A 23,715-nucleotide genomic window follows, 5' to 3' on the forward strand; every position below is an offset into this window, starting at 1 on the left:
TAATCACGAAAGGTCAACACGCCCTAGTTAAATAAACGCACAGCACTGGTCACATAGATTGTATTAATCGTGCCATGGAAATTTCCTTTGATCCAATTGATGCTTTTTAACTAACTGTATAAACTCTTCTGTTTGCTGCTGCGAAAGCGTCCAAAATAAACCTCGGCTATCATATATTGGCTTATAGTATTCACTTTGCTTTGCGCAATATAAACCAAACTCAGCTGGGTTTTCCTCCTCTTTAAAAACAGCTAGGTTGTTAAGTGATTCAAAATAAATTGTTTTTTGAGGAAGTAAATAGTAACTGACCGAGACGCTGCATTTTTCTATATCTAGTGTTAGTTTTGATTCCATTAACACCAACATATAAAAGCACGTAAAAATGAAAAAAATTGAAGTGGCTGTAGACAACCAAAATAAGGTGGTCGGTTCATTAAGTAAACTACCTTGGCGAAAACTATTAGCTCCTTCCTCTGGATTTAAGACGTCCCCCCACAACCACACAGTAAAAGCCATCAAAACAACAACAGCAAAGAGGTACTTAGTTTTTTTAAGGATAAAATGAAATTGTGTCATGAAAGTCCCCTATATCACTATTGTAATATAGGGCTCCTTGTTATTATTGGATATGTTTTTCAATGCCTATTAACGCATTATTTACAGTCGCACTAAAACGCAGTGGTGGTAATGCCAATTGGATAGACAACCCTAATTTTTTTGCATGCACAATCTCATTTGATTCTACTTGACCATTACTATTTATATCGGTCCAAACTTTTAGCAGATCATAATAGTTATCTTGGCCATTAATAACATGGTCCCCATTACCGTCAAGCAATGTGAGTGTATCAACTTGAGTGCCTAGTTTAGTGAAATAAAACTCTTGGCTACTATCTAACGCCCCAGAGTGATTGCGGTCAACAAATAAAATACCGTCATGCATCCCTAAAGTAAGATAATTTTTTGCTTGCGCCTCTTGCCACTGAATACCATTGTTATTTAAATCTAGTGTAACTATATATCGACCAGATAACTCAAGGGTACTTCTTATATCTCCGCTGCAAAGTACATCAGGCCTTGAAAGCGTTATCTTTTGGTAGCCACAACGCATTTCATTCAGTATTATATTTATTTGATTTCCCGTTTGGTGATAGTACTCCCCGGCCGTTATGAAATCGTTTAAATAAGTATCAAAAATAAATTTTTCGAATGCAGCTTCAGCGGATGAACCCGCCTTCATCCCAAGATAAACAGAAGCTGCAGCTTTACCCACAGCAAGTATAGGGTTTTTCGCCGATTGCTTTAAAACAAAATCAACTGATTTACCTGTTGCAGATGCAACTACGAAAGCTAACCCCTCGGCAAGTGCTTTTTGACCTTCACCGTTCCAAGCATGATTAAAGCCCTGTAATCCACTATTGAGCCTATCCGTCAATTTCCCTAGATTACCCAACATCTTATTGACTTTCTCGTAAGCGGGGCTGTTTTTATCTAAGTTATTCAATATTTGCTTTAACTGTGTTTTAAATTGAACAACAGCATTAGTGATATCGGCAGCATCTTCAGCGAATTGCTTTTCTTCTTTTGTTTGTTGCTTATCTTTGGGTGTCGGGGAGCTGCCACCACCACCACCACCACCTGAACCACCAGAGAAGCTGCTACCTCCGCCATAGCCCCAACCTATAAACCCTGAAAACCCACCGCCACCGCCACCGCAAGCTAGCGAGTAAGATGCACAATCATAAACAACTCCAATTCTTTCCATTTCAGTTAATTGGTAATCAGATATAAAACTATCGGCATCAAAATCACCAGTGTAAGGGCGATTCGCTTGCTTACATTCACCTATATACCGCCAAGCTTCATTATCATTGTCTGCTAATAGTGGGATTTCATCTTTAGACCAGTAACTTGCTTCATATACAAAGCGACCGTATGCAACTTGCTCACCTTGTTGATAGGCACGGTTGCTATACCAAGAGGTTGGACAATTATTTACACTATCGTTTTCTAAAACAACCTCTCCCGTAAGAATCTGATTTGCAAGCTGAAAATCAACTAATCCATAACCAAAAAAAGAGTCTCGACCAGGTTCACCTAAATCATTTGCACTGCGATAAAGAGCCGCAATTAAAGCGTCTCGACTAACATTCGGATTAATTGACTTAAGCCTTGCAATTCCCGCACTTACAATTGCGGCAGCTTGTGACGTTCCGGATAGCATGGCAAGTGGCGCTTTCTTAGCTTCAATATTTAGTTCAACTATTTGATGTTCATTTATCGAGTCTAGGTTTATATTTGGGATCAATAAAGTAGGAAAGTTAGTATCAACATCGAGCTTTTCAATTTTTACGCCTTCAAAACCAACGTGATAAGTAAATATAATTCCTTGACCTTGAGCGCTGTTACATTGAGCCGTTTTATCATTAATCCACTGCTTATGCTCTGAGGACAGAGTGGATTGAGTGATTTGCTGATAAACCAATAAATCAGGTAACGAAACTAAACAATTAGCACCCACACTAAAGTTATTAGGATAATCTTGCAGACCACTATCAACTTGAACATAATCTAAATTACTTCCTGCATTATCGCTCACCGCTAAAATTTGTTGTCTATTTTGATTTATTGTAGATTGGATATTTACCCCAGGTGCGACAATATCCACGCTGCTATTTTTTGCAGAAAATTGTGCTAGATTAGTGTTTTTATCAATTGCACCTACCGAGACTACATTTCGATAAGCTGCAGGAAACGCTAAATAGTCTCGTTTATTGGATTGTGCATTTCCATGATTACCTGCTGCCGCAACAAAAATTACACCCTTATCATAAGTTAACCTATCAATTACATCTCTAGTTGCTTTAGAAAAATATGGACTGCTAAGCGACATATTAATCACTTCAGCACCTGAGTTTGCACACTGCTCTATAGCACTTATTAAATCCGAGTTATGAATATTTGAATTTTCACCGTGAGCTGACTTCAATACTTTACGTACTTCAATTATAACACTACCATCACCAAATACTGGATCTGCGAGTATCCCAGCTAAGTGCGTGCCATGACCAATAGCATCTTCATACCAAAAACCCGCATACTCGCTGCTTAGACCTGAAAAAATATGAGGGTTTAACTGAGGATGGTCTAATTGCACACCTGAATCAATTAAACATACTTTAGTTGTCTGCTCTATATTTGCAACTAAACTTTTAGCTCCTATTAATAATTGCCATGGTGTAGCGCTTAGCTCATTATTACTGTGAGTTTGTGAAAGTAAGTTGGGAAATTGGTAGTTATAGTTAGCTTCGACTTTAAGCGAGGTTCCTTTTTTGAATGACTCTATAAGTAAAAGCTCTAACTCATCGGTCGTAACATTTAATGAACCATATGAACGGATACTATGGGATGAAATAGGAACTACTTGGTTTGTAAATTCACTAGGTAATTCGCCTTGAAGATAACTTACCAAAACAGGCATCGTATCGATATTTATTTCTTTAGCACTCAAAATTCCAACTGGTATCAACGCTACCAACAAGCTCTGCGCCAATTTATTAAGCCGCATAAATTTACTCCTTTATTATTTTATGTATTAACTTTACTAATTAAAGATCAGAAAAATTACCAAATATTCATTACCTGATTTCTCTTGTGAAAATTATGAGATGCGATATGTGTTGTGATTATTTAGTAGCTGTTAATTTACTAATAAAAACAACGCCATGCCTTAATTTGTATCTAAAAAATGGAGGAAGAGGGGGGGGGATTAACACACTAAATCAAAAAACAAGGGGTCACTTTGCTGTGCCGCAACTTCTTGTCTGAATAACGCTACACATCAGCCGTACCCATTTTGCACGCACTATATTTATCAGTCCCATTTATGTCAACTATTAATTTACGAATTAATTTAAAGAACTATCTTATGATTATAAAACAAACAAGAAATGAGAAAAACGCACAAGAAAGCTCAAAAAATCAAAACTAGTACAATTACATGGATTGATAAATCACGTTAACATCATCAAGAAACAAGAAGAAAAATATGAATACAGCTTTATTCATAACAATCAACTCGATAAAATGGTCATCGGCAGGCTTAATATGGGGTTCTCTGAATCCGCAAAATGCATCATTACAGCGATATGACCAGCAACTACAACTGCATACATTACAGCCGAAAAAATTTGGCCGTATTTATCCAGTGGCATTAAATGCGAATAGTGACGACCTCGCCATTCAAATATAATCTCCAGCGCACCAACAAACAAAAAGAATACCAGTAACATCAAACCAAATGTGTAACTCAGCCATAAGCCAAATAAAACACCGAGTAAACATACGCTTAAACCAATCCATGAACGCATTGAAAAACTAATACTTTTTAATACATGCCCGCCATCAAGCGGTAAAATGGGTAGCAAGTTAAATAAATTTAGTAATGCACTAAGCACCGCGACACCGGCAAATATTTCCATTTCTGTGGCGTAATACAAAACCACACCCAGCACAGAGGTAATTAAACCAAACGCAGGCCCCATTAGCGATATAACTACATCTTGCCAACGAGTCGTTATTTTATCGTCACTTACGGCCAGCCCACCAACAAATGGGATTAAATAAATACCTTTGGTTTTTATCCCAAAATATTTCATAGCTCGCACATGGCCATATTCGTGCACAACCAGACACGCAATAAGCATAAGTGCAAATTCAATACTAAATAACCACGCATAGCCTGCAACCGAAGCCCCCGCAAGCACGGCTTTAATTACTTTAGCGCTTTTAAAAAGCTTAAAGCCTAATGCTGCTAACCCTAAAAAGCCTTTTTTAGGCGCACCGTTTTCCGATACCGGCAATGCTAGTTGTGTAGCAAATTGATCATCCACAAACAGCGAAATACTGTGCTCTTCGACTGTGCTGGTATCAATACCTATTACTTTATTATCGTGAGTAAACTGATAATAATTTTCACGTGGGTTGTCAAAGGTGATGGCTTGTTGAGCATGGAAAACTTGCACTATTTTTTGCCCTGCTACCATAAGTGAAAATGGTTGCTCGGCTAAAGTGAGGTCTATTCTTATCATAATTAAAACCGTTTAAAACAATGAACCTAGTATACCTTCTCGCTTATAAAACACGAGTAGCATACTTAATCATTATTTTTAATTATAGCGTTTTAATACTGACAAAAGTAAACAACACGACTACTTTTATAGTAATCATACGTTACACAATGAAAGGGATTACAGTGAACAAAATGGTGCCCAATATTCTAGTTGTTGACGACTCAAAGGCTATTTTGATTGTCATGGAGGCTATACTCAACGAACTAGGCATGTCAGAAACCATAACTACATGCCTAAGTGCGACAGAAGCTCTTGATAGGGTCAAAGCTGATATAAATTATTTTGACGTCATTTTTACTGATCTTAACATGCCTGAAATGGATGGTATGGAGCTGATGCGGCACTTAGGGGCATTAAATTACCACGGCGCTATTATTATTATTTCTGAAATGGCGCATAAAGTAATTAACTTAGCTGCAAATATTGCCAAGCAACATAATACTCACCTTATCGGAAATATAACCAAACCTATCCAACTATCTCAAGTGGGCACTTTATTAACAAAAGCCGCACAATTTCATTGCCACACTTTAATTAAAGAATCTGCAATTTCAAAAGAGGAGCTTATCGGCGCATTAAATAATGATGAAATAGTTCCTTTTTACCAACCTAAAGTAAATGCTTATAGTAATAAAATAGAAAGTGTAGAGGTGCTTGCCCGTATTGTTTCTAATAAGGACGGTCGTGTTATTTCACCAGATCGTTTTATTAATGTAGCTGAGCAACATAATTTAATTAACCAGATTTCATTTTCTCTTTTCGAAAAAGCCACCAGCGATTTTAACAGTATGAAAGTAGAACTTTGCCAAGGTTTTAAGCTCGCATTTAATTTATCATCCATTCAGCTTGATGACTTAGATTGCCCAAATAAGCTATTACTAATATTAGCAAATAATAAACTGACGCCCAGCGATATTATTATTGAAATAACTGAACAACATGCACTTTCCAGTCTTGCACAATTAGAAACTTTAAATAGATTAAGAATGCATGGCTTTGGTCTGTCCTTGGATGATTTTGGTGTGGGCTTTACAAATATGAATCAGCTTAAAAGCCTTCCTTTTACTGAAATAAAAATAGACCGCTCACTTATTAGCCACATAGATACCGACTTATTCTCTCAAGTGGTCGTTACTTCCTTAATTAATATAACAAGCGAAGAACATTTGGATTTAGTCGCTGAAGGTGTCGAGCGACCAGAAGAGCTCATTTATTTGAAACACCATAGGAAAAACTTAGCCGTTCAAGGTTTTTTATTCAGTCACCCTAAGCCCAAAAATGAATTTGTACGCTGGGCTAAAAACTGGATCAAAACAGCCAATAGTTTAATCAAAAAATAAATATCGGCTGAATAAATGACACCCCAAGGCTGCGCATACTTGGCATTTAACCTCGAAAGATAAACAGGCCTTAATGGTCTTTTTCGGGGGCTTTATCTGTTTCGCTTACTATATGCGCACTGTTAGCTAAGCGCTTACGCCATCGTTGCTTTGCTACTGCACGCATATTTGTAGATTGATCTCGCTCATCTACAATTTCTAAGCCCATAAGAGCCTCTATCAAATCCTCTAACGTTACAATACCTAGCACATCTCCGTATTCATCAACGACTAAACATATGTGGGTACGCTTGGTTAAAAGCGTTTGCAGTAATGACGACACATTATGAGAGCTGGGCACGGTATAAATAGGTTTAACTAATTTACTTATTTTGTAGTCAGTGCCTAATCGATGAAACGCCAGCATAATATCGTTTTTATGCACAAACCCAACAATATCGTCGCTATCTTTATCAAATACCAAAATTCGAGAAAATGACGACGAACCGTAATCGTTCAAGTATTGATTCACTGTCAAATCTTTATGAACTTTAAAAAGCACAGTTCGAGGTGTCATTAAGTCACATAATTTTGCATGTCTAAAATGCAGTAAATTACGAATTATTTCAGACTCATCTTCATGAAGCGCTCCTGACTCAGTACCTATATCTGCCATTGCTTCTATTTCTTGACGAATATAATACGCTTCATTATGTGCAGGTCTCATTAAATTAGTGAGTTTTTGTGCACACCATACAAATGGTTTAAGCAAAATAACTAAAAAGCGCAGCGCATAAGTGACACTTGGCGTTAATACCCGCCAGTAATTCGCACCTAAGGTTTTGGGAATGATTTCAGAAAGTACCAGCACTAATAAAGTCATAATAGCTGATGCTATACCGACAGCTGCATCTGAAAAGACCACTGCGGCTTGCGCGCCTACCCCAGCGGCACCGGCGGTATGCGCGACTGTATTTAAAGTTAAAATAGCCGCTAAAGGCTCATCTATATTACTTTTGAGCGTTTCAAGCTGCTTGGAAAACTCAGGATGTTCTTTTTTAAGTGATGCAACGTAGCTAGGCGAAATACTTAACAGCACCGCCTCCATCACAGAACATAAAAACGAAATAACTATCGCCACGACCATATAAACTATCAGTAAAGTCACTTTCTCTCCTTAATTTCAGGTATGTAAGCATAGTAACAATACATGTTATATTTAGCCAAATTACTAATAATAGGCTCAATAATGAAGTTTAGCGCATCTTGGTACACTCAAAATAAGCTATTTAAACACGCTGCCACCTTTTTAACATTCGCCAGCTTAAGCTTTGCAGCAATAGCTGCACCATTAGACATGTCAAAAATTCAGTTTATCGGTCCATTGGCCGAAGACATGCAATTAAAGCCTTTTCAAACACCTCATGGCACCGCCATTATCAACAACCTATTACCACGATTACAAGCAAGTTCAGAGAGTTTATCTATTTTCGGAAAAAAGCAGAGCTGGCAGCCATTTGATAAGATAAATGCGCTTACACTTGGTGGGTTGCAAGCGCTAAAGTTCAATATTGAAACAACACGTTTCACACAAGGCACGCTCACCTTAAAAGGGATTCAGCAAGGCCAACTATTTATCAATGGTAAGCTGCAAAAAGGCGATAAGAACAGCTATAAACTAGCTTTAAGCAACACAACTCACACAGTAATTATAGTCGCGCAACAAGTTGCTAATTGGTATGACGTGGCACTCGATTTTGCACCTAAAGCCGACATCGATAAAATCACGCTTAGCACTTCACAATCAAAACGTTTATCTGCAAAACAACTATTTGATGCCCCTATCATCAACCAATTATCATTAGCACCTAATGCTAAGCAATACGTCACCACAACAAGAACATATAACGATGTTACACAAAACCAAGCGAATACCGTTACTGTACTTAAAGATGCAGACGACCACACGCTATATCGATTTGAAGCAGGTCAACCAAGTAATATAATCTGGAGCCCTGATAATCAGTTTTTGGTGTATTTGCTCAACGGTGAATTAAAACAACTTAATCGTAAAAATTTATCAATAAAAACATTAGCTGCCGATTTAGAAGGTGCCAGTGGTTTTACCTTTTATAACGACAGTAGCCTTCTTTTTAGTTGGTCTAAATCCCCCGAAAGTACTGATAGCTTAACTAAGCATTATAAAGGTCTGCAAGACCGTTGGTCATATGCCCGCACCACTAGCCAAATTTACATATTTGATACCAAAAGTGGCTTAACAAAAGCGCTTAGCCAAGGCCCTCTTACCCATAACCTTGAAGATTTAAACAGCAGTCGCGGTAAAATACTAATGAGCCGCTCTGTGGTGGCAATGCAGGCATCAACTCATCCAGAAACTGAGCTGGTCGAGCTGGATTTAAAATCAAGTAAGCTTTTATCGCTAGGTAAGTTTAAAACTTTTGACTTAGCTAAGTACGCCAATAAAGACATTTATGTAGTGGCAGGCCCCGATTTCAAAAATGGTACAGGCAGAGCATTGCCAAAAACAATGCTTGCTAATAACTATGACGGTCAACTTTATCTACTAACCAATAATGGTGAAAACGTAAAAGCCCTCAGTAAACAATTTGACCCCGCTATTGGTCAACTTGAAGTTTTAGAAAATGGCGACGCACTTGTTAAAGTGACTGAGCGAGACACACAACCACTTTACCTATTCGATTTAAGTAAACAGCGCTTTAAAAAGCTAAGTACTGGATTAGATATTGTTGAGAAATTTAGTTATTCACACGACCGTAATACCGAAGTTCTATTAAGCGGCACTAATGCCTCAGCGCCACAGCAATTAAAACGCCTCAATATAAGTAAAAATAAAACACAATTAGTGTGGGATTCACAGCCGAGTGCTTATGCAAATACGCGCATTCCTACATTAGAAGAGTTTAATTTTAAAAATAAAAACGGCGTTGAAATAACTGGCCGTGTTTATATTCCTAGCAACTTAGATAAAACTAAAAAGTATCCAGCTTTAGTTTATTACTATGGTGGTACTTCGCCTGTAACTCGTGGCTTTACCGGTCGTTACCCGTTTAACTTATGGGCAGAAAACGGCTACGTTGTTTATGTAGTGCAACCAACTGGAGCCACAGGGTTTGGACAGAAATTTTCGGCGCAACATGTTAACGCATGGGGCGACTACACTGCTGACGATATAATAACAGGCACTCGGGCCTTTTTGAAAAAGTACGACTTCGTTGATAATAAAAAAGTAGGTAACTTAGGGGCTTCATACGGCGGCTTTATGACTATGCTACTAGCCACTAAAACCGATATATTTAGTGCCTCAATTGCCCATGCAGGTATTTCTAACCTCACTTCATATTGGGGCGAAGGTTGGTGGGGCTATTTATATTCAGGTGAAGCATCTAAAAATAGCTTTCCGTGGAATAACTCTGAACTTTATAGCCAACATAGCCCTGTATTTCATGCTGATAAAGTAACTACCCCTCTGTTACTTCTTCATGGCGATAGCGATACCAATGTGCCCGTTGGCGAAAGCTTAACCATGTATACTGCGCTTAAATTACTTAATAAAGACGTAGAGTTAATAGAATACAAAGGCGCTGACCACCAAATTTTTGCGCGCGATAAACGATTTAACTGGTGGGATACCATGCTCGCGTACTTTGATAAAAAGCTAAAAGACGAACCACAATGGTGGGATTCAATGTACTCAAATGACTAAAAGCATTTTGAAATAGTCGTTTAATATAGGTTTACTACCCAATCATTAACTACTTAGCACCTTTTAATTACTCTAAAGGTGCTAGGGCGTGTTGACCTTTCGTGATTGATTTTGCAGCAGACTGTTTGGTATTTAGGCAAGGCAGAGCCTATGCAGTGTGGTTATTCCCCATAAATAGGCGATAACGCAGCATAAATGCCAAACATGCGCTGCCCTTTGGGTTCTTTCTAGGGGCGATTAACTCTTTGTTGCTCGGTTTTTACTTAGCCCACTAGGTTACAAACCTCGCGCCGCGATTAAATCGCCCCTAGATTGAACAAATTTCAATCCACAAAGGTCAACACGCCCTAATACCACCTATTCATGACACCTTATATTTTTTTGAAATATTAAGTTACCTAAAACTAACAACCACCCCTTCTCAGCATTTACCTAATGGTGCTACCATACAGAACTATAAGCATTCAAAATAAAGTACTATGGCTATTAATGTTTTATTGGTTGAAGATGATGAACTGCTCGTTAAACGCATCCAAAATCACTTTGCAGATACCGAGTTTACAATAGAAGTAGACTCAACTGGTGCTGATGCTCTTCGCGTTGTAAAGCAGCGAGTCAACCTGCGCAGTGCTATCTCATTAGCTATAATTGATATTGTCTTACCTAAGCGCGACGGACTACAGCTCGCAAAAGAATTAAACACCCTTACTGATATTGGCGTTATTGTATTATCGAGCAGAGATTCTCAAGCTGATCGTATTGCAGGTCTTGCCCAAGGTGCTGATGACTATATTTGCAAGCCGGTCGATTTACTTGAGTTAGAACTACGTGTACGTGCACTGCATAAGCGCATTGCAGTTAACCAACAACATGACGAGAGCGAAGAGTTTATAGAATATGCCGACTTTAAACTTCATCCCGATAATCGTACATTAATTACTGTAACTGGCGTTGAGTCGCGTTTAACCGAAGCAGAGCATAAAGTACTTATTTGCCTAATTAGTAATGCGGGTAAAGCGACGTCTCGTGAAAAAATATCAGAAGAAATAGGTCAACCCGATTGGAGCCCTAACGATCGTACTGTTGATGTACTTATTGGCCGTTTGCGTAAAAAGTTAAACGACGAAAAAGATCAAAAACGGATTGTTACCGTACGCGGGAAAGGTTACATGCTCTCTATTTAATACTTGGTTAATTGTGCAATGAGACGCTCAAATGCACGATAGTTAAGTGCCTCTTTAAGTTCATTTAAACTAATATTCTCAGCGCCTTTTAAATCACTAATAGTACGCGCCACTTTAATTACTCGGTGGTAAGAGCGTGGTGATAACGACAACTTTTCACTCGCTCTGGCTAAAAACTGTAATTCTGCAGACGCCAGATCACAATGCACACTCATTTCTTTATTGTTAAGCCTCGCGTTCACCTTGCCTTGGCGTTTCAACTGCACATAATAGGCAGCCTCAACCCTTGCTCTAACTTGTGCACTACTTTCCTCCGGTTGAGTACTTTGTAGTTCAACACTCGTTAATCGAGGCAATTCAATTTGTAAATCAATTCGATCAATAAAAGGCCCTGATACTCTTGATAAATAACGCATAACTTGATCGGGCGTAGCACGTTTATCAGTATGGCTTCCTGTTGGGCTTGGGTTTAACGCTGTAATGAGCTGAAATTGCGCAGGAAACTCCATTTGCCTTGCAGCACGCGAAATAGTAACCGTACCGGTTTCCATTGGCTCACGCAGTGAATCAAGCACCTTACGTTCAAACTCTGGTAATTCGTCTAAAAAGAGCACCCCATTATGTGCCAATGAAATCTCACCAGGCTTGGGGTTTGAAGATCCACCAACCAAAGCAACCGCTGAGCACGTATGATGTGGGTTACGAAACGGCCTTTGTCGCCAATTAGTTAAATCAATTGATTGACCAATAATAGAGTAAAGCGCAGCCGTTGAAATAGCTTCATCATCCGACATTGTCGGCATTATGGTTGCCATTCGTTGAGCGAGCATTGATTTTCCTGTTCCTGGCGGACCTAAAAACAATAAATTATGCCCACCAGCTGCGGCTATTTCGAGCACTCGCTTTGCACCAGGTTGGCCTTTAACATCGCTTAAATCAAGTAAAAAGTCTGGCGCTTGCGTACAATCTGGGTACTCTATATTTAGTGGTAATGGCTGTTGATTCAGTAAGTCTCCCCATACTTCTTGAATCGAGCTAACGGCTTTGCGTTTAACGCCGTTAACTAAACTTGCTAAGCTATCATTTGCAAAAGGTAAAAAGCAGCAACGGCCTTGCTCTTTAGCGGCAAGTACCGAAGGCAAAATAGCATTTACACCACGTATCTCGCCATTAAGAGCAAGCTCCCCGTAAAACTCATACTTATGAATGTCAGGACACACTATTTGCCCTGAAGCGACTAAAATTCCCACCGCGATAGCCAGATCAAACCGCCCGCCATCTTTAGGTAAGTCGGCGGGCGCTAAATTTACAGTTATGCGTTGATCGGGAAACCCAAATTGCGAATTTTCGAGTGCACTACGCACTCTGTCTTTTGACTCTTTAACAGAGGCTTCGGGCAGGCCTACGATGTGAAAAGCGGGTAAACCATTTCCTAGGTGGACTTCTACAATAACTTCTGGAGCACTGATCCCCACCTGAGCACGAGAAAATATACGAGCTAGCGACATTCCTTATCCTAGTAAATGGTGTGATTACACCAGTTTAGTCAGGATATTTAAAAACGTGTAATGTGATTTTCCATTTTATAGCAGCAAAACGAAGCAATAAGGTCATTAACATGCCTAATATCATCGCTACCTCAGTCACTAACGAAAAACTAATACAAAGCGTATAAACACTACCACCCGCGATACAGGTAATGGCATAAAGCTCGCCTTTTAATAGCATAGGAATTTCGCGCGCGAGTACATCTCGAATTAAACCACCAAAGCAGCCTGTAATTACACCCATAATCACCGCTGTCATATCTGGCATACCAGCAAGTTGCGCTTTTTGAGCCCCCATTACCGCAAAAAAAGCTAAACCAAAAGCATCTGCTGTTTGCAAAATATAATGAGGTATTGGCTTTTGCTTATTTAGAAGACGTGTAGTGACAAATACTGAAGCCAGTATGGCAAAAAAATAGCTTTGATCGTGTAACCAAAAGACAGGAACATCTAAAATCAGATCACGCACTGTACCACCGCCAATTGCGGTAACAGTCGCTAAAACGACGACACCAAAGCCATCCATTTTTTTCTCGTACGCTAATAAAGTGCCCGACACAGCAAACACTGCTACGCCTATTAAGTCAAACCAGTGATAAAGTTCTGTCATGTGTATTATTACTTAAAATCTTTTAACCGTTTTAACATAAAACACTCTTTTTCAAAAATAAGTTATTTGTTAAATGTTACAGGCATGAGAAGGAAGTCATTAAAGAAAGGAGAGTATAACCTATTTAGCCAAACTCCAGACGCAAAAAATCACTCAATAAAGAGTGCGGCTTTGTTTTAACTTTTTAGATATTTAATTTCAGTGGTTGCGGGAGCCTGAGTTTGTAAAAAGCGAACCGACGACCTTCGATTGCTTATGCAGAGTATTTTACGCAGTAACGGTGAGTTTAATCATTATAAGAATTTATTAAACTCCAGACGCAAAAAATCACTCAATATAGAGTGCGATTTTGTTTTAATTTTTTAGATATTTAATTTCAGTGGTTGCGGGAGCCGGATTTGAACCGACGACCTTCGGGTTATGAGCCCGACGAGCTACCAGACTGCTCCATCCCGCGCCTGAAATTTGTATGCTTGTTTAAAGTTGCCTACATTACAACTTGGCTTCCAATTAAAAATTTATTGCGAGAGCTGTGAAGGTGGAAAGTGAACTGACGACCTTTTAAGCTACCTACTGCACTAAATCTTTATAAAAAATTGGTTGCGGGAGCCGGATTTGAACCGACGACCTTCGGGTTATGAGCCCGACGAGCTACCAGACTGCTCCATCCCGCGCCTGTATATTTTAAGTCTATCGACTACTTTATTTAACCTCTTAAGTTAGAGTTATTACAGTAACCAACGTTAAAAATTGGTTGCGGGAGCCGGATTTGAACCGACGACCTTCGGGTTATGAGCCCGACGAGCTACCAGACTGCTCCATCCCGCGCCTGTAATTTCTTTAAAACATTTTCGTGATATTTACGAGCCTGCCTTGAAGAGAGCGCTACTATATAGGAATAAACATATAATGCAAGACCTAAACTACTTAATGTTGTTCAAGTGAACAAAAAGCAATCAAAGTGCTATTCTGCGCTCAATCTTTGGTGTGGATTTATCATTTTTTGCCATTCCCAATCAGGATGACCCATTACTATAAAATCAGGGTTTTCAGTACTCTCGCGTTGGTTGTATGTTAAAGGGTTAAATTCTGCATCGGTAATACAACCACCCGCCTCTTCAACAATAACTTGCGAAGCACCTGTATCCCACTCACCCGTTGGCCCAATTCTTAAAAAACAGTCAGCCTTACCTTCTGCAACGATACAAGCTTTTAAAGAACAAGAACCAACAGCAATCGTTGTAAATTGGCTATTTAAATACTGACTCACTGCTTCTATCTTTTGGCGGCGACTCACTGCAAGCGTTAAACTCTCTGGTGGTGCTACAGATATTTGCTTATCAACTGAGTTTTCACGTTTAAAGGCACCATTTTTAGCAGTCGCAAAATAAGTAATCCCTTTGGCAGGCCAATGAATAACACCCAACACTGGGTGATTATTCTCAATCAGTGCAATATTTACCGCAAAATCACCACTTTCTAAAATAAACTCACCTGTTCCATCCATCGGATCGAGCAACCAATAACGCTGCCAGTCTTGTCTGTCAGCGAGTGCTGGTATAGGTGTTTCTTCCGACATAATGGGAATATCTGGCGCAAGTGCTTTTAATCCAGTAACTAGAACATCGTTTGCTGCTAAATCAGCTTTAGTAACTGGCGTGTTATCTGACTTTTCTTGTTGCCCAATATCGCCTTTTTTATAAATGGCCATAATTGCATCACCAGCACGCTCAGCTAATTCAATACACGGTTCGATTAATTTATTCATCGGCAGCTCCAGACGCTAAATATTTATCTAATAATAGCAAAGCTGCAACACTGCGTGCTTCGGTAAAATCTTCTTGGTCTAATAATGACTGCCACTGAGTTAATGGCCACTTAACAACAACAAGCGGCTCTGGTTCGTCGCCAATAAGGGTTTGTGGGTATAATTGCTTAGCAAATAAAATATGCATAGTGGCATTAAAGTAACTCGGCGCCATTGTTACTGTTCTTAATGATTTAAAATACTCAGCACCAAAGCCAATTTCTTCTTTAAGCTCTCTGTTAGCAGCTTGCTCTGGGGTTTCGCCCGGATCGATTAAGCCTTTAGGAAAACCTAACTGGTAATCGTTTGTGCCCGCACAGTATTCACGTACAAGTAGTAATTCGTTGTCTGCACTTAACGGAACAATCATTACTGCTCCCCGGCCACCGCCGCGAATTCGCTCATACTGGCGCTCTTCGTTATTAGAAAATTTGAGTTCTAAAGATTCCACAGTAAATAGTCGACTTTTAGCGACCACATTATTACTAAGGATTTGTGGTGGTATTGGGTGCTTTTTATGTGTCATTGGCGTTAATTTGCTATCATGGCAGTTAGTTCAATAATAAACCTTATAAGTTGAAATTCCTATGTTAAATTGGTCAAAAATCGATACCGTTTTACTCGATATGGATGGAACATTACTCGATTTACATTACGACAGTCATTTTTGGCTTAACGTTATCCCTGCGCAGCACGCATTAGCGAGAGGCATTAGCCTAGATGCAGCTAAAGCTGATATTTTAAAACGCTATCAAGCTGTGAGTGGTCAAATACAGTGGTATTGTTTAGATTACTGGGAAGAGCAATTAAACTTACCTATAATGGAGCTTAAACGAGAGTCTCAGCATTTAATTAAAATGCGCGAAGACGTACCTCATTTTTTAACTGAGCTTAAAAAAGCAGGCAAAGAGTTAATTTTACTTACCAACGCCCACCCTGAGAGTGTCATGCTTAAATTTGAGCATACCGCAATTGATAACTATCTAGATGGCGTAGTCTCTACTCATGAATATGGAGTAAGTAAAGAGCAACAAAGTTTGTGGCACCAAGTACAAAAAGACTTAGGGTTTAATAAGCAGCGCACTTTGTTTGTAGATGACAGTGTGCCGGTTTTAAATGCCGCACGAGAATACGGCATTGAGCACTTACTTGCAGTTGCTAACCCTGATAGCCAACAACCACATAACGAAATAGCCGATTACTTAAGTGTTACCGACTATCGTAAGATTATTTAACGCAGTTTACGTGGGTTAGATTTTTGGGTAACGCGCTTCTAGTCCTTGATATACTAACTTTGCAAAATCAGCATATTCTGTATCAAGGCTTTTAACTACTTCGACTAAATGTTCGTTATCTTCTTGGCCATTCCATTCTTTAATATAGCTACCGTCTTTGTAACCGTGATCTTGGCGGAAGAAGTTTAACGTATTTTTACCTACGTAGCCTCGATATAAATCATCAACATCCATATCCATCTGCGCCATACAACCGGCAAATGCAGCGGCATTAAACGTTTTATCTGCAACAGCAGACGCCGCTAATATTTCTAGCGTTTGTTTAAAATCATCAGCTTGTTGGGCATTACTAAGCTCAGCTTCAAGTTGCTTTGCTAAGTCTTCGTAGCTAGTTTTGCCGTCAATTCTAAGCGACAAACCAAAATGAAAAATATCAACCAACTCTAAAATAACTTGCTCAGTATCTGGTGTTTGTTTTTTCCACCATTTCCAACCATGATGATCTAGCATTTCAGCACACTCAACCCAAATAGCGCGGTACCATTCAAATCCTTGAGTAAACCATTGCTCATGTACTTTAGTGTTCATGGCGTTTTGCATTTCTAGCATCACTACTAGCTTGTTTAAATTGGCAGACATATCAATTCCTGTCGTTTTGGTTGGCGTAATTTTCGTTGGTGTAATAATACAGATAAAATGCGGATTGTGCATTGGTGTATATTTTCATTAGTGTGCGGGTTTTTATCTTGAGGTAGTAAACTCATGCCATGAGTCAATTAAATCAATAAAATCTTCAAAGCCACAACCACTACTTAAACCATTTTCTTCAAGCGCTAAATCGTCATCTTGATACGCTATTAGGTCTTCGCTGTCTTGATGAAGCGCATGGGCTTCAAATAATGCTTCGTCTTTCGTTAAGATTAAATCGATTTCTTGGCCTTTTAGCGTTAGCGGCTCATAGCTTGAACTCACCGATGCAATGAGTGCTTGCACCATAGCTACTTTGTCTTTGCCTATTTCTTCGTTTAGCCAGCGACCAATAATAGCGTGTTCACTGCTTATTTTAATACGTAGCCCACTAATAGGGTCGCGAATAAATTGATATTCCATAGGGTTTGCCTGTAAATCTTTAATTGCGTAATTATATACGTAAACGCCCGCAAACCACAGGACATATAAAGTAAAATAGCGCCACATGGGCGCTATTTTACTCAACTTTAAAACCGTTAACTTCGCGATCTATAACGCGCGGCGTCAATAATCGACCATAAGTAAATAATAGGAACAAGTACAAAACCTATAAGTACATAAATTAGTGCGTAACTTATTACAATAGCAAGTGCAAAAAATATAGCAGCTAAAATACGCCCTTGCACTAACTGCCCTAAACCAGGAAAAAATATATTACATAATGCTGCGATTACGTTACCGCCAGAACCTTGATCTGCCATACTAACCTCTGTATTTATTTGATTTTATAATTATTTACTTACACACTCTATGCCAATTTATTAAAGCTTACAAATCAAATAGTTAAATCACCCTAGATTTAGAGAGTTAGTAAATTTTGCTAACTTTAGGTCAAATTAGCAGTTTTTATTGTGCATTTACGCTTTTTTGTTTGTTCAAAAAATTAGCAAGTTACTCGTTTTTAAGGCTATTTTATAAATAGCTGTTTATAAAAACAGTATTTTATTTAGCCTAACAAAAACACCTGCTATACTGCCCACAATATTGATTAAAAAGGCGTAACGATGGACGTTTCACAATTACTCGATGGCTTAAATGACAAACAACGCGATGCCGTTGCAGCCCCACTACAAAACATGCTGGTATTAGCAGGTGCTGGGTCTGGTAAAACACGAGTATTAGTTCATCGTATTGCGTGGCTTATGCAAGTTGAGCAAGCCTCTGCTTACAGTATTTTTGCAGTTACCTTTACTAATAAAGCAGCTAAAGAAATGCGCAGCCGCGTTGAAGAAACACTAAAAGCCCCTGTAGGTGGTATGTGGATTGGTACGTTCCATGGTTTGTCTCATCGTATTTTACGTGCTCATCACCGTGAAGCTAATTTACCTGAAGCCTTTCAAATTTTAGACTCTGACGATCAACTTCGGATGATCAAGCGCTTATTAAAATCGATGAATATTGATGATAAAAAGTGGCCTGCTAAACAATTTGGCTGGTACATAAGCGCCAAAAAAGATGAAGCACTTCGCCCTAAAGATATTCAAGCATACGATATTAACGAGCAAATGATGCTGCGTGTTTATGCCGCCTACCAAGAAGCCTGTGATAGAGCTGGCTTAGTTGATTTTGCTGAAATATTACTACGTAGCTACGAAGTGTTAAAAAATAACCCAACGTTACTGCGTCATTACCAGCAGCGCTTTGCACATATGCTCGTAGACGAATTCCAAGATACAAATACCATTCAATATGCATGGTTAAAGTTACTTGCTGGCGATACAAATAGCATCATGATTGTAGGCGACGATGACCAAAGTATTTACGGTTGGCGCGGTGCTAAAATCGAAAATATTAAGCGTTTTTTAACTGACTTTAGCGCAGAAACCATTCGTCTTGAACAAAACTACCGTTCAACCGCGACTATTTTGAAAGCGTCTAACGCATTAATTCAAAATAACTCAGAGCGTATGGGTAAAAGCTTATGGACCGACGGTAACGATGGCGAGCCAATCTCTATTTATGCAGCATTTAATGAGTTAGACGAAGCACGCTTTGTAAGCAGTAAATTACGAAGTTGGCTAAATGCGGGTAATGCCCTTCAAGATGCGGCAATTTTATACAGAAGTAACGCGCAATCACGCGTACTCGAAGAAGCTATGCTTCAGGAAGGCTTAAAATACCGTATTTATGGGGGCATGCGATTCTTTGAGCGCCAAGAAATTAAAGATGCGCTGTCGTACTTACGCCTAGTAGGTAATCGTCAAGACGATGCCGCATTTGAGCGCGTAATTAATACGCCAGCACGCGGTATTGGCGACAAAACATTGAGCCATATACGCGACTGTGCACGAGCAGAATCGTTACCGCTTTGGTATGCCGCTAAAGCAATTGTAGAACAACAGCATTTATCTGGCCGTGCTTCTGGTGCAGTAAGTAAGTTTGTAGAGCTCGTTGAACAAATAGAAGATAAAATTAGCGATCTAACTTTACATGAGCAAGCTAAGTACACGATTCAAACCTCAGGCTTGATGGCAATGTACCAAGCAGAAAAAGGTGAAAAAGGCCGTGCTCGCGTAGAAAACTTAGAAGAGCTAATTAGTGCATGTGATCAGTATGAACTTCCTGAAGACGAAGAATATAGCTCACCTTTACAAGGTTTTTTAGCCCATACATCACTTGAGTCAGGTGAAGGGCAAGCAGAAGAGCACGAAGACGCAGTACAAATGATGACGCTTCACTCAGCTAAAGGTTTAGAATTCCCACTCGTGTTTATGGTGGGCGTAGAAGAAGGTATGTTTCCTTCTCAGCAAAGCAACGAAGAGTCGGGTCGTTTAGAAGAAGAGCGCCGCCTTTGTTATGTAGGTATGACTCGTGCAATGGATAAGTTATATATTAGCCATGCTGAGAGTCGCCGTTTATACGGACAAGAAAAATACCATAGCCCATCACGCTTTTTACGCGAAATACCTGAAGACTGCGTTGAAGAAATCCGTATTAAAACACAGGTTTCTCGCCCGCCTGCTGCGGGGCGCTTTAGCGCATCAGTTAGCCATGCCGCATTTGAAGACAGTGGCTTTAACTTAGGGCAACGCGTACTGCATGCTAAATTTGGCATAGGTACAGTGCTTAATTACGAAGGCAGTGGCGCGCAATCTCGCGTACAAGTTAACTTTGACGACCTTGGCAGTAAATGGTTAGTAACGGCCTATGCACGCTTACAAGCAGTATAAAACACATCTAAATGAGCTAGAACAACAACTAGCTGACGCACATCATCGTCAGCTAGTGTTAATTACTGGCAGCTCAGCTTGGTGTTATGAATTACTTGACTCATTAATAGATGATAACAATACGCTTGTTATATCAAAGCAATGCGTGCTTAAAAATTCATATTGGCCTACCCGTACTCATCAAATTTTAGGGCAAGAATTTGCTCATGCAGTTTACGATGGTTTTAGTGGTTTGCACCCAGATAAGCTTGCAGCACTTGCCGGCGCCGTTAAAGCAGGCGGTATACTCTATTTATTACTGCCCGAATTAAATAACTTAGCTACTTGGCAAGACCCAGCTCTAAGCACAGTGCAATCACATGGTCACACCATCGACTGTAGTTTATTTAATCAACGTTTCGCGGCTATTATTAAACAACTACCCGCTTTTCATTTTAGTGAAAAAAGCGGCTGTATTAATCATAACGCCAGCTATTTAGCTCATAATAAAATTGATTATCAACCACAGCAAAACTGCGTTGAACAAATAGTAAAAGTAGCTAACGGTCGTGCCAACAGACCTTTACTTATTAATGCTGATAGAGGCAGAGGTAAGTCGGCAGCACTTGGTTTAGCAACGGCAAAACTAACTGATAAAAAGGTAATTATTTGTAGCACTCAGTTTAAAGCTACGCACAGCTGCTTTAAACATTTAGCTGCAGAGTTAGACCTGCAATACAACATCGAAGATAAACAACTCGGCAATTTGCACTATGTTGCTCCTGACGCCTTATTAAATATGTTACCTGAATGTGATTTATTACTCGTTGATGAGGCTGCAGCAATCCCTGTTCCGTTATTGCTAAAAATGCTAGCTCATTACCCTCGTATAGTCTTTGCTAGCACTCTGGTTGGATATGAAGGCAATGGCAGAGGTTATACTATTCGCTTTAGTAACTATGTTAAAACGCATTATAAAGCCTCTAAAGTGATAATACTTGATGAGCCATTACGCTTTGCTAAATACGATCCTCTTGAACAACATACTCGCACCTTATTTGCACTCGATGCACAATATGAAGAGTTAGGTGGTGATCAATCAGGGCAGCTAGTCCATCGTGAAATTACTCAACAATCTCTTGTAAATAATGAGCCTTTGCTACAAAACATTATTGCTCTACTCGCCTTGGCCCATTATCAAAGTAGTGTAAACGATTTGCGTCAACTACTAGACGCGCCATCGCAACGACTATTTATTAGCCAAATTAATAGTCAATTAGTTGGTGTATGCTTAATTGCAATAGAAGGTGGTTTAAGTGAAGAGCTTGCTCAACAGGTTATAAATGCAGAGCGCCGTCCGCAAGGGCATTTGATGGCGCAAACACTCGCACAACTTAGTTTTAATAGTGACTGTTTAACACAGCTGAGTGCTCGCGTTGTCCGAATAGCAATTGATCCAAGCTTACACAATATTGGACTCGGTAAAAAGTTACTTAGCTATTGTGAGTCACAACTAAAAGACCAATGCCATTGGTTTGGTGCAAGCTTTGGTACAACAGCACAATTGCTTAACTTTTGGCAAAACCAAGGCTTTAATACTGTAAAGCTGGGTTACCAACGTGATAAAAGCACCGCTGAACATTCAGCACTTGTCGTTAAATGCTTAAGTAATAATATCGAAATTATCCAACCGTTAAAAAAGCAGTTTAAAAACGATTTTTTTTATGGACTTTTAGCACACTTCAAAACGCTAGGCTGGCAACTTGTGAGTATTTTAATTGAAGGTTTTAGCGATGAGTTAATAAATCTCGAAACTCGCGCACGATTGGCATTACTCATTAAAAGTAATTATACTCAATTTAGTATCTCTGCGACTCTTTGGCAGGTAGTAAGCCAGTCTCCTTCTTGTATATCTCAATTAACAGGGCCTGATAAACAACTTTTAATAAAGTTAGTACTTCAAAACGAAAACGATGAAAAAGTGATTCAACAGTTAGGTTTATTAGGAAAAAAGCAGCTTGAAAATCAATTTAGACGTGCCGTAAAAAACTTCACTAGTGCCTTAAAATAACCCCTAGTCACCTTATCTCTATTAAATCTTATCCATCCTAAAGCTATTTATACAATTTGTTCTATCCTTAAAGTATTAATAGGTAAATTAAGACAAAGGCATGGAATTAATAAACTTTAAAGTGGGCTGTAAAACAATTTCACTTAAAATACTCGATATTTTATTAACAGAGCGCTTTGACAATAACCTAACAACTTTACCAAACAATAATAAAAGCTTTATTGGTGTTAAAGATTATATGGATATACCCACCCCTGTGTTTGACCTAGGTATTATTTTGAATGATATCTCAACTGAACAAAGTAATGCACAAATACTAAAGCAGCTAAGAGCATGGCAAGAAAAACAAATAAACTGGTTTAACACGCTTGAATGTAACCTATTAAACAGCTCGATTTCATTTTCAAAAAATGATACAGAACTGCAAGATTTTGTTCTATTTTACAAAGAATTTAACACCGACAATGAAGACTTAAAATTAACCATGTCTCGATTTGATGAGCCCTTTCAAACACTGTTGGAGATAGTAAAAGAAGCCATAACAGCCCATAGCAAAAAAAATCATCAACAAGTAGCGGCCCTGCTTGAAAAAATTAAACGTAATAGTCTCATTCAGCTCGAGCGCTTGTTTGAGTCAGCCAAAGAACAGATAACCCTAGACTATAAACCTATAATTATTTTTACCACTAAGGACGGTTTAAATCCGCATGTTGGATTGTTAGTAGATAAGGTCGAAGATAATATCGACTATAAAAAAGAGGACATAAAACCACTAGATAAGCTTACTGAAATTGGTTTTGATATAGATCCACAAACTAAAAATATGATGCGTGGGCTAATCAAACTCGCCGAAAAACACAGTGTATTAATTGATCCAAGCGTCATATTTAAACCTGCTCAATTAGAAGAGCACGCAAGCGAAAAAACTGAAGCCTACGGACTATTTTAAAACCTTTAAACTTAGTTCTATAATTTAAATGCTAAAGTAGGGCACTTATTGACCGTGTTGGGTAGACTGTAATTGAACAGAGTTAGCGTCCTGAGTCTAAATTCACTTTTCTGCAGACGTAAAAAAGCCCGAATCGTTAGATTCGGGCTCTCTACAATTTGAAGCCTGGTAATGTCCTACTTTCACATAGCAAATGCTACACTATCATCGGCGCTGT

General features: G+C 39.1%; 18 protein-coding genes and 3 tRNA genes. 7 read left to right on the top strand and 14 right to left on the bottom strand.

Translation table 11 applies throughout. The annotated features are described in order from the left end of the window. Window positions 1-63 precede the first annotated feature (63 nt). The 3 genes from PALI_RS04480 to PALI_RS04490 form a co-directional block, all read right to left on the bottom strand. A complete protein-coding gene (locus PALI_RS04480) occupies window positions 64-576 on the bottom strand; it encodes a hypothetical protein (RefSeq protein WP_193155025.1) in 513 nt (170 codons plus the stop codon). A gap of 43 nt (window positions 577-619) precedes the next feature. After that, window positions 620-3,568 (bottom strand): S8 family peptidase, encoded by a 2,949-nt coding sequence (locus tag PALI_RS04485; protein ID WP_193155026.1) that lies wholly within the window; start codon window positions 3,566-3,568, stop codon window positions 620-622. A gap of 505 nt (window positions 3,569-4,073) precedes the next feature. Next, entirely contained in the window at window positions 4,074-5,090 is a 1,017-nt protein-coding gene (locus PALI_RS04490; protein WP_193155027.1) for a metalloprotease, read from the bottom strand. Between the two features lie 164 nt (window positions 5,091-5,254). Between PALI_RS04490 and PALI_RS04495 the strand changes: the two genes are divergently transcribed. Next, a complete protein-coding gene (locus tag PALI_RS04495) occupies window positions 5,255-6,472 on the top strand; it encodes an EAL domain-containing response regulator (protein ID WP_138585903.1) in 1,218 nt (405 codons plus the stop codon). 70 nt (window positions 6,473-6,542) lie between these two features. Here PALI_RS04495 and PALI_RS04500 read toward each other — a convergent pair whose 3' ends face one another. After that, window positions 6,543-7,619 carry a hemolysin family protein gene (locus PALI_RS04500; RefSeq protein ID WP_077536670.1) on the bottom strand — a complete coding sequence of 359 codons (1,077 nt, stop codon included), beginning with the start codon at window positions 7,617-7,619 and terminating at the stop codon, window positions 6,543-6,545. A gap of 81 nt (window positions 7,620-7,700) precedes the next feature. Here PALI_RS04500 and PALI_RS04505 point away from each other — a divergent pair, with 81 nt between their 5' ends. Beyond that, window positions 7,701-10,196: an alpha/beta hydrolase family protein gene (locus PALI_RS04505; RefSeq protein WP_193155028.1), complete on the top strand. Its 2,496-nt coding sequence runs from the start codon at window positions 7,701-7,703 to the stop codon at window positions 10,194-10,196. Between the two features lie 479 nt (window positions 10,197-10,675). Then, window positions 10,676-11,380 (top strand): response regulator transcription factor, encoded by a 705-nt coding sequence (locus PALI_RS04510; RefSeq protein WP_077536669.1) that lies wholly within the window; start codon window positions 10,676-10,678, stop codon window positions 11,378-11,380. On the opposite strand, the gene PALI_RS04515 is transcribed toward PALI_RS04510, so the two are convergent. From PALI_RS04515 to nudE, 7 genes are all read right to left on the bottom strand, one after another. Next, on the bottom strand, window positions 11,377-12,888 hold the full coding sequence (locus PALI_RS04515; RefSeq protein WP_193155029.1) for a YifB family Mg chelatase-like AAA ATPase: 1,512 nt from the start codon (window positions 12,886-12,888) through the stop codon (window positions 11,377-11,379). The genes PALI_RS04510 and PALI_RS04515 overlap by 4 nt on opposite strands. A gap of 34 nt (window positions 12,889-12,922) precedes the next feature. Next, window positions 12,923-13,537: a trimeric intracellular cation channel family protein gene (locus PALI_RS04520; protein ID WP_193155030.1), complete on the bottom strand. Its 615-nt coding sequence runs from the start codon at window positions 13,535-13,537 to the stop codon at window positions 12,923-12,925. Between the two features lie 380 nt (window positions 13,538-13,917). Beyond that, window positions 13,918-13,994, bottom strand: a tRNA-Met gene (locus tag PALI_RS04525). 140 nt (window positions 13,995-14,134) lie between these two features. Next, window positions 14,135-14,211 (bottom strand) — tRNA-Met (locus tag PALI_RS04530). A 77-nt stretch (window positions 14,212-14,288) separates the two neighbouring features. After that, a tRNA-Met gene (locus tag PALI_RS04535) sits at window positions 14,289-14,365 on the bottom strand. Between the two features lie 136 nt (window positions 14,366-14,501). Further along, window positions 14,502-15,305 carry a 3'(2'),5'-bisphosphate nucleotidase CysQ gene (cysQ, locus tag PALI_RS04540; RefSeq protein ID WP_193155031.1) on the bottom strand — a complete coding sequence of 268 codons (804 nt, stop codon included), beginning with the start codon at window positions 15,303-15,305 and terminating at the stop codon, window positions 14,502-14,504. Beyond that, window positions 15,298-15,870, bottom strand: a complete 573-nt coding sequence (gene nudE / locus PALI_RS04545) for an ADP compounds hydrolase NudE (RefSeq protein WP_193155032.1) — start codon at window positions 15,868-15,870, stop codon at window positions 15,298-15,300. Before nudE ends, cysQ begins: the two co-directional genes overlap by 8 nt. Before the next feature lie 61 nt (window positions 15,871-15,931). On the opposite strand from nudE, the gene yrfG reads away from it, so the two are divergent. After that, window positions 15,932-16,579 carry a GMP/IMP nucleotidase gene (yrfG, locus tag PALI_RS04550; protein WP_193155033.1) on the top strand — a complete coding sequence of 216 codons (648 nt, stop codon included), beginning with the start codon at window positions 15,932-15,934 and terminating at the stop codon, window positions 16,577-16,579. Between the two features lie 15 nt (window positions 16,580-16,594). On the opposite strand, the gene PALI_RS04555 is transcribed toward yrfG, so the two are convergent. The 3 genes from PALI_RS04555 to PALI_RS04565 form a co-directional block, all read right to left on the bottom strand. Continuing rightward, a complete protein-coding gene (locus PALI_RS04555; RefSeq protein ID WP_193155034.1) occupies window positions 16,595-17,218 on the bottom strand; it encodes a dUTP diphosphatase in 624 nt (207 codons plus the stop codon). 102 nt (window positions 17,219-17,320) lie between these two features. Beyond that, window positions 17,321-17,689, bottom strand: a complete 369-nt coding sequence (locus tag PALI_RS04560) for a YacL family protein (protein ID WP_024592461.1) — start codon at window positions 17,687-17,689, stop codon at window positions 17,321-17,323. A 116-nt stretch (window positions 17,690-17,805) separates the two neighbouring features. Further along, window positions 17,806-18,030 carry a hypothetical protein gene (locus PALI_RS04565; protein WP_077536662.1) on the bottom strand — a complete coding sequence of 75 codons (225 nt, stop codon included), beginning with the start codon at window positions 18,028-18,030 and terminating at the stop codon, window positions 17,806-17,808. Between the two features lie 303 nt (window positions 18,031-18,333). Here PALI_RS04565 and uvrD point away from each other — a divergent pair, with 303 nt between their 5' ends. From uvrD to PALI_RS04580, 3 genes are all read left to right on the top strand, one after another. After that, window positions 18,334-20,499, top strand: a complete 2,166-nt coding sequence (uvrD, locus tag PALI_RS04570) for a DNA helicase II (protein ID WP_008166456.1) — start codon at window positions 18,334-18,336, stop codon at window positions 20,497-20,499. Further along, entirely contained in the window at window positions 20,477-22,549 is a 2,073-nt protein-coding gene (locus PALI_RS04575) for a GNAT family N-acetyltransferase (RefSeq protein ID WP_193155035.1), read from the top strand. The genes uvrD and PALI_RS04575 overlap by 23 nt, the downstream gene beginning before the upstream one ends. 100 nt (window positions 22,550-22,649) lie before the next feature. Continuing rightward, window positions 22,650-23,498 (top strand): chemotaxis protein, encoded by an 849-nt coding sequence (locus PALI_RS04580; RefSeq protein ID WP_193155036.1) that lies wholly within the window; start codon window positions 22,650-22,652, stop codon window positions 23,496-23,498. Window positions 23,499-23,715: the final 217 nt, after the last annotated feature.

Origin of the sequence: Pseudoalteromonas aliena SW19 (assembly GCF_014905615.1) — a bacterium.
Lineage (GTDB): Bacteria > Pseudomonadota > Gammaproteobacteria > Enterobacterales > Alteromonadaceae > Pseudoalteromonas > Pseudoalteromonas aliena.

Coding starts and splice junctions, on each gene's coding strand:
- PALI_RS04490 (WP_193155027.1), bottom strand. CDS start 5,090: ATGATAAGAATAGACCTCACTTTAGCCGAGCAACCATTTTCACTTATG.
- PALI_RS04505 (WP_193155028.1), top strand. CDS start 7,701: ATGAAGTTTAGCGCATCTTGGTACACTCAAAATAAGCTATTTAAACAC.
- PALI_RS04560 (WP_024592461.1), bottom strand. CDS start 17,689: ATGGAATATCAATTTATTCGCGACCCTATTAGTGGGCTACGTATTAAA.
- PALI_RS04485 (WP_193155026.1), bottom strand. CDS start 3,568: ATGCGGCTTAATAAATTGGCGCAGAGCTTGTTGGTAGCGTTGATACCA.
- PALI_RS04520 (WP_193155030.1), bottom strand. CDS start 13,537: ATGACAGAACTTTATCACTGGTTTGACTTAATAGGCGTAGCAGTGTTT.
- cysQ (WP_193155031.1), bottom strand. CDS start 15,305: ATGAATAAATTAATCGAACCGTGTATTGAATTAGCTGAGCGTGCTGGT.
- PALI_RS04555 (WP_193155034.1), bottom strand. CDS start 17,218: ATGTCTGCCAATTTAAACAAGCTAGTAGTGATGCTAGAAATGCAAAAC.
- PALI_RS04580 (WP_193155036.1), top strand. CDS start 22,650: ATGGAATTAATAAACTTTAAAGTGGGCTGTAAAACAATTTCACTTAAA.
- PALI_RS04515 (WP_193155029.1), bottom strand. CDS start 12,888: ATGTCGCTAGCTCGTATATTTTCTCGTGCTCAGGTGGGGATCAGTGCT.
- PALI_RS04480 (WP_193155025.1), bottom strand. CDS start 576: ATGACACAATTTCATTTTATCCTTAAAAAAACTAAGTACCTCTTTGCT.
- yrfG (WP_193155033.1), top strand. CDS start 15,932: ATGTTAAATTGGTCAAAAATCGATACCGTTTTACTCGATATGGATGGA.
- uvrD (WP_008166456.1), top strand. CDS start 18,334: ATGGACGTTTCACAATTACTCGATGGCTTAAATGACAAACAACGCGAT.
- PALI_RS04510 (WP_077536669.1), top strand. CDS start 10,676: ATGGCTATTAATGTTTTATTGGTTGAAGATGATGAACTGCTCGTTAAA.
- nudE (WP_193155032.1), bottom strand. CDS start 15,870: ATGACACATAAAAAGCACCCAATACCACCACAAATCCTTAGTAATAAT.
- PALI_RS04575 (WP_193155035.1), top strand. CDS start 20,477: ATGCACGCTTACAAGCAGTATAAAACACATCTAAATGAGCTAGAACAA.
- PALI_RS04565 (WP_077536662.1), bottom strand. CDS start 18,030: ATGGCAGATCAAGGTTCTGGCGGTAACGTAATCGCAGCATTATGTAAT.